The organism is Paenibacillus sp. LC231, assembly GCF_001860525.1.
Lineage (GTDB): Bacteria > Bacillota > Bacilli > Paenibacillales > Paenibacillaceae > Paenibacillus_AQ.
This window is the reverse complement of the sequence record NZ_JFOM01000013.1, coordinates 59,151-73,526: the sequence shown is the minus strand read 5'-3', so window position 1 is coordinate 73,526 and position 14,376 is coordinate 59,151. Positions and strand designations below refer to the sequence as shown.

General features: G+C 52.7%; 12 protein-coding genes. 9 read left to right on the top strand and 3 right to left on the bottom strand.

Going from position 1 to position 14,376, the window contains the following annotated elements:
- The first annotated feature begins 40 nt into the window (after nt 1-40).
- Nucleotides 41-868 carry an SDR family NAD(P)-dependent oxidoreductase gene (locus tag AK95_RS09065; RefSeq protein WP_071219644.1) on the top strand — a complete coding sequence of 276 codons (828 nt, stop codon included), beginning with the start codon at nt 41-43 and terminating at the stop codon, nt 866-868.
- 154 nt (nt 869-1,022) lie between these two features.
- The gene (locus AK95_RS09060; RefSeq protein ID WP_071219642.1) at nt 1,023-2,315 is read left to right on the top strand and encodes a homocysteine synthase; all 1,293 of its coding nucleotides are present in this window, start codon (nt 1,023-1,025) and stop codon (nt 2,313-2,315) included.
- 82 nt (nt 2,316-2,397) lie between these two features.
- On the opposite strand, the gene AK95_RS09055 is transcribed toward AK95_RS09060, so the two are convergent.
- Entirely contained in the window at nt 2,398-3,012 is a 615-nt protein-coding gene (locus tag AK95_RS09055; RefSeq protein WP_071219641.1) for a nucleotidyltransferase domain-containing protein, read from the bottom strand.
- Between the two features lie 259 nt (nt 3,013-3,271).
- Between AK95_RS09055 and AK95_RS09050 the strand changes: the two genes are divergently transcribed.
- The 4 genes from AK95_RS09050 to AK95_RS09030 all read left to right on the top strand — a co-directional run bounded on the left by AK95_RS09050 (nt 3,272) and on the right by AK95_RS09030 (nt 8,482).
- The gene (locus AK95_RS09050) at nt 3,272-4,381 is read left to right on the top strand and encodes a PEP-utilizing enzyme, TIM barrel domain protein (protein ID WP_071219640.1); all 1,110 of its coding nucleotides are present in this window, start codon (nt 3,272-3,274) and stop codon (nt 4,379-4,381) included.
- A 335-nt stretch (nt 4,382-4,716) separates the two neighbouring features.
- Nucleotides 4,717-6,738 (top strand): heavy metal translocating P-type ATPase, encoded by a 2,022-nt coding sequence (locus tag AK95_RS09045; protein WP_071219639.1) that lies wholly within the window; start codon nt 4,717-4,719, stop codon nt 6,736-6,738.
- Between the two features lie 498 nt (nt 6,739-7,236).
- A complete protein-coding gene (trxB, locus tag AK95_RS09035; protein ID WP_071219637.1) occupies nt 7,237-8,178 on the top strand; it encodes a thioredoxin-disulfide reductase in 942 nt (313 codons plus the stop codon).
- 67 nt (nt 8,179-8,245) lie between these two features.
- On the top strand, nt 8,246-8,482 hold the full coding sequence (locus tag AK95_RS09030) for a glutaredoxin family protein (RefSeq protein ID WP_006212730.1): 237 nt from the start codon (nt 8,246-8,248) through the stop codon (nt 8,480-8,482).
- Nucleotides 8,483-8,601: 119 nt separating this feature from the next.
- Here AK95_RS09030 and AK95_RS09025 read toward each other — a convergent pair whose 3' ends face one another.
- Both AK95_RS09025 and AK95_RS09020 read right to left on the bottom strand, forming a co-directional pair.
- Complete coding sequence (locus AK95_RS09025) at nt 8,602-8,805, bottom strand: hypothetical protein (RefSeq protein ID WP_071219636.1); 204 nt, start codon at nt 8,803-8,805, stop codon at nt 8,602-8,604.
- 153 nt (nt 8,806-8,958) lie between these two features.
- Nucleotides 8,959-10,131, bottom strand: a complete 1,173-nt coding sequence (locus AK95_RS09020) for an ROK family protein (protein WP_071219635.1) — start codon at nt 10,129-10,131, stop codon at nt 8,959-8,961.
- Between the two features lie 367 nt (nt 10,132-10,498).
- Here AK95_RS09020 and xylA point away from each other — a divergent pair, with 367 nt between their 5' ends.
- The 3 genes from xylA to AK95_RS09005 all read left to right on the top strand — a co-directional run bounded on the left by xylA (nt 10,499) and on the right by AK95_RS09005 (nt 14,299).
- Nucleotides 10,499-11,815, top strand: a complete 1,317-nt coding sequence (xylA, locus tag AK95_RS09015) for a xylose isomerase (RefSeq protein ID WP_071219634.1) — start codon at nt 10,499-10,501, stop codon at nt 11,813-11,815.
- Nucleotides 11,816-12,022: 207 nt separating this feature from the next.
- Entirely contained in the window at nt 12,023-13,519 is a 1,497-nt protein-coding gene (gene xylB / locus AK95_RS09010) for a xylulokinase (protein WP_071219633.1), read from the top strand.
- Between the two features lie 150 nt (nt 13,520-13,669).
- Nucleotides 13,670-14,299, top strand: a complete 630-nt coding sequence (locus tag AK95_RS09005; protein WP_071219632.1) for a bifunctional 4-hydroxy-2-oxoglutarate aldolase/2-dehydro-3-deoxy-phosphogluconate aldolase — start codon at nt 13,670-13,672, stop codon at nt 14,297-14,299.
- Nucleotides 14,300-14,376: the final 77 nt, after the last annotated feature.

Below are 14,376 nucleotides of genomic sequence, written 5' to 3'. Positions count from 1 at the left end.
TGTGGCATGAAAGGATGAATTCGGAAGGGAGCGAGAAATCATGGGAACCGTAAGTAAACAGGGAACGGAGAAGGTGGCGCTGGTAACGGGCGCTGGCGCGGGAATCGGACGAGGCATTGCCAAGGTGCTGGCTGAAAAAGGCTACCGGCTGGCGATGACCTACAATTCGAGCAAAGAAGGAATCGTGGATGTAGCGGAGGACATCGGCCATACCTACGGCAAGGAGCCGCTTATTATTCAGAGCGATTTGACCGTTCGCAGCGAAGCGGAGAATACGATACGAAAGACGATAGAGGAGTTTGGCCGGATCGATCTGTTGGTGAACAATGCGGGGATCGGCCTATATGACGAGCTGACGGAGATTGAAGAGGACGCGCTGGACATGACGGTTCATCTCGATTTTCGAGCGCCGATGCTGCTTAGCAAATATACGGTTCGGGAGATGATCGCCCAGGGAATTCCGGGCAATATCATCTTCATCACGTCCTCCCGGGGAGAGAGGGCCTATCCCAAGGACAGCATATATGGCGGCATGAAGGCAGCGCTTATACGTGCCGCGCAATCGTTGGCGCTCGAGTGGGCTCCGCATGGCATCCGCGTAAACTGCGTGGCACCGGGGGCAACCGTTCACAAGCCGGACCAATCGGCAGAGGACGAGCCGCTGGGCAGAAAAATCCCGCTGGGAAGGCTCGGCACGCCGTCGGACATCGGGGAAGCGATTGCTTGGCTCTGCTCGGATGCAGCATCCTATATTACCGGCATTAACCTCCGTATAGACGGCGGTTTAATCTTGCCGGGCATGCCGGAGGATACGTCCCCGGAAGCCGGATATGGATGGGGCAGAGTGTATAAGGAGGATAAGGAGTAAGGGAGACTTACGGGTGCGTGCAGAAGAATTTATAATAAATATTCCGATAAATTTAGTGGGTTATCTCTCTTTTCAAACGAGGGAAAGTATGAGAGAATGGGAGAAATTATGAAATCATCATACTTTCCATATGAAGAAAAGGGAGGAAACACCCATGTCAGAAGAACGCCAATTTTCCATTGAAACCTTAGCGGTTCATGCCGGTCAGGAGCTTGATCCGACCACATTATCCCGCGCTGTCCCTCTGTATCAGACGACTTCCTACGGGTTCAAAGACAGTGAGCATGCGGCGAATCTGTTTGCGCTTAAAGAATTCGGCAACATCTACACGCGTATTATGAACCCGACCACGGATGTGTTTGAGAAGCGGATTGCAGCGCTCGAGGGCGGTGCCGGCGCACTGGCGACATCTTCCGGGCAGGCAGCCATCACCTTCTCCATTCTGAACATTGCGGGCGCAGGTGATGAAATTGTTTCTTCCTCGAGTTTGTATGGCGGTACTTATAATTTATTTTCCAATACGCTCGCGAAGCTGGGGATCAAGGTGCATTTCGTGGATTCCACGGATCCTGAGAATTTCCGCAAAGCGATCAATGACAAGACGAAGGCTGTGTTTGCCGAAACGATCGGCAATCCGCAGGGGAATGTGCTGGACGTGGAAGCCGTTGCGGCCATCGCGCACGAGAGCGGCATTCCGCTTATCGTTGACAATACGTTCCCTAGCCCGTATCTGCTGCGCCCGATTGAATATGGAGCGGATATCGTCGTTCATTCCGCGACCAAATTCATCGGCGGCCACGGCACTTCCATCGGCGGGGTTATTGTCGATAGCGGTAAATTCGACTGGACGGCTAATGACAAGTTCCCAGGATTGACGCAGCCGGATCCAAGCTATCACGGCGTAGTATATACAGAGGCAGTAGGCCCGATCGCTTATATCATTAAAGCGCGCGTGCAGCTGCTGCGGGATATCGGCGCATCGCTGTCCCCGTTCAATTCCTGGCTGCTCCTGCAAGGACTGGAAACGCTGCATCTCCGGGTGGAGCGCCATAGCGAGAATGCGCTGAAGGTTGCCAAGTACTTGGAGAGTCACGAGGCGGTGGAATGGGTGAGCTATGCAGGGCTGCCGAGTCACCCTTCGCATGAGCTGGCGAAGAAGTACCTGCCGAAGGGACAAGGCGCTATCCTGACCTTCGGTATCAAAGGCGGGGCAGCGGCAGGTCAGAAGGTGATCGAGAATGTGAAGCTGTTCTCTCACTTGGCCAACGTCGGGGATTCCAAGTCACTGATCATTCATCCGGCCAGCACAACGCATCAGCAGCTGACGGAAGATGAGCAGCTTACGGCGGGTGTCAATCCGGAATTGCTGCGTCTGTCGATCGGGACCGAGTCTATCGATGATATCTTGTACGATCTGGGTCAAGCCATCGCGGCAAGTCAGGAGTAAAGGCTGACTGATGGATTTCAAATAAACTCAGAGCACTTTCCTGTATATGGAGGAAGGTGCTCTTTTTTTGTTGTCGCAAGGCCTACGGGGTTGTATCAATGCTGTCGAGCCATGGATGACCTGACGGAAACTGCGTCCGCAGCGCTTGGGTAAGCCATCCTGCAGCCTGTCGATCGAGGAAGGGCAGGACCTTCCTGAAATCCCGTTCGTCTTTTTCACGGATATTCTTGCTTCCCCCTTTATACAGGAGTTGTATCTCCGGTTTCAGATAGGGGATTCCTTGGTCTGTTTTTAAGGATATATCTTCGAGTGGTCTTCGAATGGACGGTTCTCTGCGATAAATCCAGTTGTCCTGTTCGGTCTCCACCAGCATAATCTGGAATGAAAATGGGGCTTCGTCATTCCGGCTTACCCATACATCGCCAACCGAGTGCAAATATTCGCCTTCCTCCCAGAGGGATAAGGTCCCTTGATCCGCTTTGTACAGTGTCCATTCTTTGGCTAATGCTGCGTAAATGGCGGCCTGCTCTTCGCGCAGGATCAGGATATCGATATCGCCGTGTTCCCTGGTCTGCTCCCCCAAATATAAATCCAGTGCCCAGCCTCCGGCGATATACCAATGAGCAGGGATTTCAGCAAAAATTCTGACGGCATCCGATACGCTGATCGGTTCCCAATGGTCATAATCGGTTCTCATGCTCTGCGCTCCTTTTTCCGGGATGGATTCATTCCTTCATTGTATAGGTTTTATTCAGTTCTTGAAATGAGGATAAACAGAAAGGCATCCGTACCCTCGCGCAGTTATCCGGTATAAGGAGAGCAGGGTGCTTGGTTTGTTCCGTCTTGTTATTTTCAGCCGGTGTTTATTCCGTGGGCTGTATATTTCCAATTGTTTCATAATATTCTGTAAGGAGGCGTTTATCCAATTCAAGGTGAAAGGGAGTAGAAGGATAACCATGACGGAAAGGCAATGGGGAGCACGCAGTGAATTGGGAGAGCGTCGATTGGAAGATCAAGAGTTCATCGGAGTTGAAGAGATTGGGGCAAACGAGATTTCTCCCGAGACGGATCTGCTGAAGCATTTTGCAATGGCAGGAGGAGTGACCCATGAGGAGGTATTGCTGTTATTGGCATCGCCTGAGGATATTGAAGAAGCCCTCAGGGTTTCCGGGATTCGGCATAGCGGCACGGACAGACCTTCCTTGACCCGACTGCTGGGGTGGAGTGACAGGAACCGAAGACTGAAAGTCATGAGCCGATCCGCAGACCCTGAATCCATTGCACGAGATATCAGCCAAGGTGCTCAGGGAATCGGGCTGATACGCGGGGAGGATGCTGTGCAGCATGGCCTGCTGCAGGAGGTTTACACGGCATGGTTGAATTCCCGGAGCGCAGAGAAGAGCGCTCTGTTGAGGCGGAGACTTATCATGCTGTGGATGACCTATTGGGTGTCGGTGTTTCAGGCGGCGGATGGAGCTAGGTGTGCGGTCAGCTTGCTGCACGATGCCCGGCTTTCCAACACGATGGAGTTGCGTGAAGCGCAGGATGCTCAGCTGGAGTCCTTGTTCCGGGCTATGGAGCAGTGCAGCGAGGAAGGCGTAGATTGCCAATTAGAGCTCCTGGCTGTACGTCCGGCGCACGCGGATGACTTTATATCGATCCATAATTTTATCGAAGAAGTGGCAGAGCAGACCCTTATGGATCAAAGACGTTTTGTGCGTATTCGTTATGGGGCGCTTCTCAGAGAAGGGATGAATCCAGCAACGGCAGCGGAAATTGCCCGTTTGGCCGATGTGATTGTATTCGATTCGGAGGGGACGGAGAATTCCGGATCGTCGGATGAGGCAGGACACAGGGTCACGGCTTTCTCCGAGATGATCCATCGAATTAAGCGAACGAAGCCGCAATTAACGCTCCGGATCAATGGGGTGGCTACCACGGATTTGCGGATGGTTTACCGACAGGGCATACACGAGGTGTGCTGTCAGTCCTCAGAGATTGCAGCCATTCGAATAACCGGTGCGAGGCTGGAGATGCGCCGCAGATGTTCGACGATTGTCGAGTGATGGAATGTGAGCGCTTAACAAAATAGGCGATGGATTAAAGAGAAGTCCTTGCGGAGAGAACGCAAGGGCTTTTTTACGTGTAGAGGTTCATATTCAATAACAGGGGACGCCAATAGGTACTCTTCAGTATTTAAAAAATGTGAAAAATATGGTTTACAAATGAGGATGAAGTGAGTATGATACTTATAAAGTTGTACGAAGGAAAATAAATTGTATAAGTTCAAAAATGATTCTCATTCTCATTTAGCATGCTGCTCCGGCGAAGCCGGGGCAGCATGTGTCATTTTAAGGGTAGTAATAATGGATCTCATTCTCAACTAGGAAGGTGATTGGTTATGCAATGGATACAAAATCAAACGACGACTGGACGCATATCGACAATAGAAAATGGAGCCGATCCTCGTGAGCCGCGGCAGCCTGGGAAGTGGGATATACGCAGTCTGCTGAGCAACGCGGAGGTCGTGGCTGCGCTGGGCAGCGGCCTGCTGATGCTGGTGGCTTGGCTGACCAGCCAATGGTCTGAGCCGCTCTCCGTTGTGTTGTATGTGATATCCTATGCCGTCGGCGGATGGGTGAAAGCGAAAGAAGGTGTGGAGACCCTTCTGAAGGAGCGCGATCTGGATGTGAATCTGCTGATGATTGCTGCCGCTATGGGAGCTGCAGCGATCGGGTACTGGAATGAAGGCGCGATGCTGATCTTCATCTTTGCCCTCAGCGGCGCGCTTGAGAGTTATACCATGGAGAGAAGCCGCAAGGATATCTCGTCCTTGATGGAGCTGCAGCCGGAAACGGCCCTTCGCATTGAGAAGGGAGAGATGGTATCGGTATCCATCAACAAACTGGAGATCGGCGATCTGATTCTGGTAAAGCCGGGCGAGCTTATTCCGGCAGACGGCAAAATTTATCGCGGCAGCTCCTCTGTGAACCAGTCTTCGATTACCGGCGAATCTATACCGGTCGATAAGTCCGTTGGGGATGAAGTGTTCACCGGAACCTTGAACGGGGAAGGCGTATTGTACATTGAGGTTACCCAGTCGGCGGAATCCACGTTGTTTGCCAAGATCATCAAGCTGGTGGAAGAAGCGGAGAACGAAGTACCGGAATCGCAGCGGTTCATCAAGCGGTTCGAATCGATTTATGCCCGTGTCGTTGTCATTGCGACCGTGGCCCTGATTGTTCTGGCTACTCCCGTCCTGGGATGGGATTGGGATACCACCTTCTATAAAGCGATGGTGTTTCTCGTAGTAGCGTCCCCTTGTGCGCTGGTATCTTCCATCATGCCTGCGATGCTGTCGGCGATTTCCAATCGCGCCAGAAAAGGCGTATTGTTCAAAGGCGGCGCCCATATTGAGAATATGGCGCGCACGGCGGTTGTCGCTTTTGATAAGACAGGTACCTTGACGCTCGGTACGCCAGTGGTTACGGATTTTATCGCAGGCGAGGGCTGGGATCGGCATGAACTGCTTGGCATCAGTGCTTCTATCGAAAGAATGTCGAAGCATCCTCTGGCCTTGGCGATTGTCCAATCGGCTGAGAAAGAGGGGGCCGCGCTTCAGCAGGTAGAGAACGGACAGTCCATAACTGGTTGGGGTATGCAGGCGGAAGTGGAAGGAATCACTTGGAAAATAGGAAAAAGCGATATTTTGGATCATCCGACTATAGATCAGCATTCAGGTGCAGCTTCCGCGCAACATGAGTTGACCGCGCTTGAAGAGAATCGCCAGCACTGGCTGTCTATCCGGAACACGCTGGAATCCGAAGGCAAGACGGTTTCCGTTATCCTGAAGGGAGACCGTATCGCGGGCATGATCGCTCTGCAGGATGCGGTCCGGCCACAAGCGGCAATGGCTGTTAAGCGGCTGCAGCAGCTGGGTATCAAGGTAGCGATGCTGACGGGAGACCGCAAGGCGACGGCGGACGTGATTGCGAAGGAAAGCGGCGTGGACATGGTGTTCTCCGATTTGCTGCCGGAAGATAAAGTTACACATATTAAGGAGCTTCGCGCCCGTTATGGCCATGTGGTCATGGTTGGGGACGGAGTGAACGATGCACCGGCACTGGCTACCGCGACCGTCGGCATCGGCATGGGCGTTTCGGGAAGCGGAACGGCGCTGGAGGTAGCGGACGCGGTGCTTATGAATGACAACATCGATGAAATTGCCGGCACCGTCAAGGTGGCACGCCGGGTTCAGCGTATCGTGAAGCAAAATATGATCTTTGCCATCACCGTGATTTTGACGCTGATTGCAGCCAATTTCATTCAAGGCGTTGCGCTGCCGCTGGGTGTCATCGGTCACGAAGGAAGCACCATTCTGGTTATACTGAACGGGCTTCGTCTGCTGCGCACTAACCGTTAATCGATCGGTCATCGCTAATCCATGCTACTGTAATGATAAAAAGTCCCCTTCTTTTCAATCGTGAGAAGAGGGGGATTCTTGTTTGTTAACTCTCAACGGCCGTGGACGATCTCGATTTCTCCCAAGCTCTGCGCTGCTAGGTTGGGCATGCAAGGACTCGCTGCCAAGGGTTGTTCTTTTTTTCATCAAATATTCATCTTCCTTTCGTTAAAAGAGTGGGAGAGCCTTGGGGTGCCATTAGATTCATATAACCCCCTCTCCACGTACGATTGTTTTCGAAGTAAACGTTTCCAGGCCGGAAAGATCGCCGCCTTCTTGGGAGAACGAAGTTCATTTCCCCAAAATATTGATTTTCATTTCGATTTATGAAGAATGGATTAACAATATTTTCGGAGGGGGTGTGATGTGACATATTGACAGACGGCACCGATATAACCATAATTAATATTAATTTATAATGATTATAATTAAGCGTTCCATATATAGGAGGGAAACGATATGTACAAATCCGTTATTATAGGCACAGGCCCTGCCGGCCTTACGGCTGCAATCTATCTGGCTCGCGCAAACCTGAGCCCGCTCGTCATTGAAGGTCCGCAACCTGGCGGACAGCTGACCACCACAACCGAAGTGGAGAATTTCCCTGGTTTCCCCGAAGGCATCATGGGTCCTGAGCTGATGGACAATATGCGTCAGCAGGCTGAACGTTTTGGCGCAGAATTTCGTACAGGCTGGGTGAACAGCGTGGAATTCGGAGAGCGTCCGTTCAAGCTGGACGTAGACGGTATGGGCGAGGTAGTTGCCGAAACGTTGATTATCTCTACGGGCGCAACGGCCAAATATCTCGGCATTCCGGGAGAACAGGATAATGTAGGACGCGGCGTAAGTACCTGCGCAACATGCGACGGATTCTTCTTCCGCGGCAAAGAGATCGTTGTTGTCGGCGGCGGCGATTCCGCGCTGGAGGAAGCGAACTTCCTGACCCGCTTTGCATCCAAAGTGACGTTGGTACACCGTCGGGAGGAGCTTCGTGCATCGAAAATCATGCAGGATCGCGCCCGTGCTAACGAGAAGATCGAATGGGCACTGAACCGCACGCCGCAGGAAGTCATCGCGGACGAGACAGGCGTTAAAGGGATCAAGGTGCTCAATAATGAAACTGGCGAAGAGGAGACGATCACAGTCAGCGGCGTATTCGTGGCGATCGGTCATCATCCGAACACCGGTTTCCTCGGCGGAAACATTACGACGGATCCGAACGGTTATATCGTAACGACCCCGGGAACATCCGAAACGAATATCCAAGGCGTATTTGCTTGCGGCGACGTGCAGGATACCCGTTACAGACAAGCGATCACCGCAGCAGGAAGCGGCTGTATGGCAGCTATGGATGCGGAGAAATATATCGAGAGCTTGGAACACAACGCTGTTGTGTTGTAAACTGATAGATAGAGATCGAACGGGCTTTAAGCAGAGCCTAATCATGAGTAGAGGAGACTGATCAAACATGGAAAATGTGATTGTATATACTTCGAACAACTGCCCGCACTGCAAGCAAGTAAAAGGCTTCTTGTCCGATCAAGGCATCGAATTTGAAGAGCGAAACATCGAGCAAAACGACGAATTCGCGCAGCAAGTATGGGATATGGGCGTTCGCGCAGTACCGCTCACCATCATCGGCGAGCACCGTATTCTTGGCATGAATAAGCTCCAGTTCAACAAAGCGTTGAACCCCGAAGCTTAATCTAATCAGCATGATGGCAAGCCAATTGCTTGCTTATGATAAAAAGCTCCTTCCCCGATTTCCGGGAAGGAGCTTTTTTGTTGCCGAGATATGCTGCCAAACGTACGCTCAGATCGTGTTCACTTGCTAAAAAACAGACTCATGATGATCTGGAATACGACGTAAGCTGCCACGCCGGAGCCGATGAGAATGAAGCCGGCTTTTTTCTTGCCTTGAAAAAAACGCATGATGGCGAGACTGAACAAAGGTGCGATAACTAGGAGAAACAGCAATACGGTCACAAACATTTCCGGCGATATTTCCGCAGTGCTTACATAGGTCATTTGAGCGTTTCCTCTCCCTTTAGTATAACGATCACACGGCATCTCCACGTGGAGAACCGTGATTTAAATTACAGGACGAGATTAATTATAGCGGAAAATCGCGGGATTTTCCTTAATATGCAGGGTCTTAATTACGACAAAATATCGTCAATTTTAATGAATCGGCATGGAGACTCGTATTGGCCCCAGAAACTGCGAGATGGCGGAGTAAGCCGCGCCGATCAGGGTGGAGCGGCTGCCCAGCTCGGCAAACCGGATCTCCATCAGCTCACGGTGGTAGGGGAGCGTGCGCTGGGCAACGACCTGTCGCAGCGTATCTTCAATCCAAGCCCGCGCGTCGGACAGCGGACCGCCGATAATGACGGATTGTGGATTGAATCCGTTGACAAGATTAGTAATGCCGACACCGAGATAACGTCCAAGCTCTTCAAAATGCCGGATGGTCTCTTCATGGCCACGCGCTGCATGGTTGATCAGCTCGGATGTGCGCCTGGACGGGAGAGCGGCACCCTTGCTGTCGTAAGATTTCTCCGAGGCATAGAGCTCCCAGCAGCCGCGGTTGCCGCAGGTGCATTCCAGTCCATCGGCTTCGATGGACATATGGCCGCTCTCGCCAGCGTATCCGCGGGCGCCCTTATAGAGCTCACCATTGATGATGATGCCGGAGCCGATACCGCTGCCGGCACTGATATAGAGGAGATGGCGGGCATCCCGGCCAGCTCCGAAGCGCAGCTCGCCCTGGGCACCCGCGTTTGCTTCATTGTCGATGGTTACGGGAAGTCCGAGCTCGTCCTCTAGCTGCTTCTGCAGCGGCACCATGTCCCATCCCAGGTTGGGAGCGAAAAGGACGGTGCCATCACCGTCCACCATCCCAGGGACGCCTACGCCGATCCCGATGATCCCGTACGGGGAGGGAGGGGCCTGCCGCATCAGGCCATGAATCAGACCAACCATCAGCCGCGTCACCGACTCCACGTCATGTCCTTCAAGGGCGGTATCTTCTTCGGCAAGGATCTTGCCTTCCAGATCTGTAAGCACGGCGGTCATTTGCTTGACGCGCAGCTCCACGCCGACGGCATAACCGGCTTGTCCGTTAAACAGCAGCAGCTGCGGCTTCCTGCCGCCGCTGGATTCGCCGGGTCCGATCTCCTGGACCAGGTGGTTGCTGTACAGCTCCTGTACGAGATTGGAGACAGTAGCCTTGTTCAGTCCGGTTAGCTTGGAGACTTTCGCTCGGGAGACAGGGGCGTGCTGACGTATCGTATCGAGAATAATCGAAGTATTTATTTTTTTGACCAGAGCCTGGTCACCGGTAATATTCGCCATGTGTATTCATCCTTTTAGTCTTGCTTCCTGATCATGATAAGTTTTGGAGACTTGATATGCTCATAGTCTAGGGGCAAAGTCCGGAAATTGCAACAGCCCGTAACGCTGCCCGGGTGTGCGTTAATCTTTTGTCCGGTGGTTTCCATCGTCATAACATTTAAATATGAATTTGCAGGAAATCTAGGCAGTGAGCTAAACAGAGATGTGTTGATCTTTTGTATAAATAATCCTAACAGCAGGTGTCACCGGTTTTGAAAAAGTTGTAAAACAATAACTTTGTTTAACCAATAGACAAAGTAGAAATCCTGTGTTAGGATAACCTTGTAAGCGTTAACCACACCTTAACAAGGTATAGGAGGATTTATTCATGGCCTATTTTAACAACATTAGCAAAGTCGAGTACGAAGGCAGCCAATCAACGAACCCTTATGCTTTTAAATTTTATAATCCGACAGAAGTAGTAGCCGGCAAAACGATGGAAGAGCATCTCCGTTTCGCCATGGCTTACTGGCATACATTGACTGCGGGCGGTTCGGATCCGTTCGGCGCTGACACTGCGGTTCGCCCTTGGGGCAACTACTCCGGCATGGACCTCGCCAAGGCACGCGTTGAGGCAGGCTTTGAGTTCATGGAGAAAATGAATCTTCCGTATTTCTGCTTCCACGATGTGGACATTGCGCCGGAAGGCAGCAGCCTGCGCGAGTTCTACAGCAACATCGATACGATTGTGGATTCGATTGAAGACCACATGAAATCCACAGGCAAAAAATTGCTCTGGAACACGGCGAACATGTTCACGAACCCACGCTTCATGCATGGTGCGGGCACTACATGCAACGCGGACGTATACGCTCATGCGGCAGCCCAAGTGAAGAAAGGCCTTGAAGTCGGCAAACGCCTCGGCGCAGAGAACTACGTGTTCTGGGGAGGCCGCGAAGGTTATGAGACCCTGCTCAACACGGATATGGGCCTTGAACTGGATAACCTGGCGCGTCTGTTCCATATGGCGGTGGATTATGCGAAAGAAATCGGCTTTGATGCCCAATTCCTGATCGAGCCTAAACCGAAGGAGCCAACCAAGCACCAATATGACTTTGATGCGGCTACAACAATTGCATTCCTGCAGAAATACGGTCTCGACAAGCACTTTAAATTGAATCTCGAAGCCAACCATGCCACGCTGGCTGGTCATACCTTCGAACATGAGCTTCGCGTAGCACGCATCAACGGCATGCTCGGTTCCCTCGATGCGAACCAAGGCGATATGCTCATCGGATGGGATACGGACGAATTCCCGGTTAACATCTATGACGCGACATTGACGCTCTACGAAGTGCTGATGAACGGCGGCCTCGGCCGCGGCGGCGTGAACTTCGATGCGAAGGTTCGCCGTCCGTCCTTCGAGCCGGAAGATCTGTTCCATGCGCACATCGCGGGTATGGACACTTACGCAAAAGGCTTGAAAGTGGCAGCGAAGCTGATCGAAGACCGCGTATTCGAGGACTTCATCGCGAAGCGCTACAGCAGCTTTAACGAAGGCATTGGCGCAGACGTCGTATCCGGCAAAGCTACACTGGCTTCCCTTGCAGAGTACGCGCTGAACAACGAGTCCCCGCGCAAGAACGAATCCGGACGTCAAGAAATGCTGAAAGCGATTCTGAATCAGTACATTCTTGCAAATTAATCGATACTCTCTTTAGCGCTTGTACCATGAAATCCAAACCTTCACCGGCTCCCTCCAGGGAAGCCGGTGTACTTATTTCAATCAGGAAACTATAGCGAGCTATGGTCGACAGCCATCCAAGCATACCTCGGATCACGCATCGTGCGCCGGGGGAAGTGCCAACGATGTTTTCATGTTCGGTTCATGAGGAGACGAAGGAGGATATAGATGAGTTACGTTATCGGAGTTGATTTGGGGACCAGTGCTGTGAAGACCGTGCTGGTGGACCCAAGCGGCAAGGTTGTCGCCGAGCATTCGGAGTCGTATCCGCTGAGCCAGCCGAAGCCGGGTTACAGCGAGCAGCGACCGGAGGATTGGGTCGACAAAACGGTATTGTCGTTACGGGAATTAATGAGCAGAAACAACATTGACCCATCCGAGGTTGAGGGGTTAAGCTTCTCCGGCCAGATGCATGGTCTGGTCTTGGTAGACGGTGAGGGTGCAGTGCTGCGGCCGGCCATCCTGTGGAATGACACGCGCACAACGGCGCAATGCCGTCGAATCGAGGAGACTCTGCAGGAGAAGCTGCTAGGGATTGCACGCAATCGCGCGCTGGAAGGGTTCACTCTGCCCAAGATTCTATGGGTACAGGAGTTTGAACCGGAGCTGCTCGAACAGGCTGCCTTGTTCCTGCTGCCTAAGGATTATGTGCGTTTCCGCCTGACCGGGCAATACGCAATGGACTATTCCGATGCAGCCGGAACGCTGCTGCTGGATGTGGCGGGCAAGTCTTGGAGCACCGACATTTTGGATGTCTTCCAGCTGCCGCACACCCTATGCCCGCCGCTGGTCGAATCCTTCGATCAGTGCGGCACCTTGCTCCCTGAGATCGCCGAGCAAGCCGCTCTGCTGCCAAATACGAAGGTATTTGCTGGCGGTGCGGACAACGCCTGCGGCGCCATCGGCGCAGGCATTCTCGAAGAAGGGCAGACGATGTGCAGCATTGGTACATCGGGCGTGGTACTCTCCTATGAGGAGCGTCGCGAGGTGGATTTTGAAGGCAAGGTCCATTTCTTTAATCATGGCGAGAAAGATGCTTACTATATCATGGGCGTGACCCTGGCTGCGGGATACAGCCTGACCTGGTTCAAGGATACCTTTGCGCCGGATGTCTCCTTTGACGCGCTGTTAAGCGATATCGGAAGCATCCCGGTTGGCAGTGGAGGTCTGCTGTTCACGCCGTATATCGTTGGTGAACGCACGCCGCATCCGGATGCTACCATTCGCGGCAGTTTTATCGGAATGGACGCGGGACATAAGCTGCCTCACTTTGCACGTTCGGTACTCGAGGGAATCACGTTCTCTCTCCGTGAATCCATCGATATCCTTCGCTCATCCGGCAAGCGGATCGACCGCGTCATTTCCATCGGGGGCGGCGCCAAGAACGAAACGTGGCTGCAAATGCAGGCGGACGTGTTCAACGCTGAAATCGTGAAGCTGGAAAGTGAACAGGGCCCGGCTATGGGCGCGGCGATGCTCGCAGCCTACGGCTGCGGCTGGTTCCCAAGCCTTCAGGACTGCGCCAAGGCGTTTTTGCGGCCGGCACGCTCGTATTCTCCCAATCCGCAGGCAGTTCAAGCTTATGACCAATTGTTTGGACTCTATCAAAGCGTATATGGAGCAACGCGTGAACTAGGCGCTGAGCTGTCCGGATTCCGGGGATAACCCTATAGAAGAGCAGGTCGGGAATACAGGTTTCCCGGCCTGCTTTTTTTGCGTGAACGCGGTGGACCGCATATACTTGAAGCAGGTTGAAATTGCAGCCATGCGATTTAGGAACGTGCCGGAAGTGTAAATAGAAATGGGGGGAAGACAATGAAACTGACACCTGAGCTCAAACGCGAGAAAATCGTTGCCATCGTGCGGGGCATTACGAGAGAACAGGCGGACTTCGTAGGAGAAGGGTTGACCCAAGGCGGAATTCGGTTCATGGAAGTGACGATGAATACGAAAGACGCTTTACATATGATCCAGGATTGGCGTACTCGGTATGATGGCGCCGTATATATAGGGGCGGGAACCGTGCTTGATGTGGAGATGGCGAAGGAGGCGGTCTCCGCCGGAGCGCAATTTCTGATCTCGCCGAACACGGATCTTTCCGTTATCGAATATGCTTTGGAGCAAGGAATTGATGTATGGCCTGGGGCGATGACGCCGACGGAGATCGTTGCGGCGTACGCAGCCGGCGCCGAGATCGTGAAGCTGTTTCCCATGGCCAGCCTGGGCTTGTCATTTATCCGGGAGCTTCAGGGCCCGCTAAGTCACATTCCGCTGCTTGCCACGGGCGGCGTTACGCTGGATAATCTTGCGGATTATTTTAATGCAGGTGCAGTTGCGGTAGGTTTAGGCAGCGCGCTGCTCCCGAAGGATGCGCTCGCGTCCGGAAATAAGGAGGAGATCAGGCGTCGTACCGCGGCTTTTGTTGAAGCTGCCCAGCTTGGCTAGCGTGTGTTCAATAGGGTGTTCCCCTTCGTAAGAAGCGGATCGAAATAGTTACACTTTGTTCATCCTTAATCATGTTG

Excerpts from the sequence above, each read along its gene's own strand:
- AK95_RS09065 (WP_071219644.1), top strand. The coding sequence starts at position 41 with ATGGGAACCGTAAGTAAACAGGGAACGGAGAAGGTGGCGCTGGTAACG.
- AK95_RS09060 (WP_071219642.1), top strand. The coding sequence starts at position 1,023 with ATGTCAGAAGAACGCCAATTTTCCATTGAAACCTTAGCGGTTCATGCC.
- AK95_RS09055 (WP_071219641.1), bottom strand. The coding sequence starts at position 3,012 with ATGAGAACCGATTATGACCATTGGGAACCGATCAGCGTATCGGATGCC.
- AK95_RS09050 (WP_071219640.1), top strand. The coding sequence starts at position 3,272 with ATGACGGAAAGGCAATGGGGAGCACGCAGTGAATTGGGAGAGCGTCGA.
- AK95_RS09045 (WP_071219639.1), top strand. The coding sequence starts at position 4,717 with ATGCAATGGATACAAAATCAAACGACGACTGGACGCATATCGACAATA.
- trxB (WP_071219637.1), top strand. The coding sequence starts at position 7,237 with ATGTACAAATCCGTTATTATAGGCACAGGCCCTGCCGGCCTTACGGCT.
- AK95_RS09030 (WP_006212730.1), top strand. The coding sequence starts at position 8,246 with ATGGAAAATGTGATTGTATATACTTCGAACAACTGCCCGCACTGCAAG.
- AK95_RS09025 (WP_071219636.1), bottom strand. The coding sequence starts at position 8,805 with ATGACCTATGTAAGCACTGCGGAAATATCGCCGGAAATGTTTGTGACC.
- AK95_RS09020 (WP_071219635.1), bottom strand. The coding sequence starts at position 10,131 with ATGGCGAATATTACCGGTGACCAGGCTCTGGTCAAAAAAATAAATACT.
- xylA (WP_071219634.1), top strand. The coding sequence starts at position 10,499 with ATGGCCTATTTTAACAACATTAGCAAAGTCGAGTACGAAGGCAGCCAA.
- xylB (WP_071219633.1), top strand. The coding sequence starts at position 12,023 with ATGAGTTACGTTATCGGAGTTGATTTGGGGACCAGTGCTGTGAAGACC.
- AK95_RS09005 (WP_071219632.1), top strand. The coding sequence starts at position 13,670 with ATGAAACTGACACCTGAGCTCAAACGCGAGAAAATCGTTGCCATCGTG.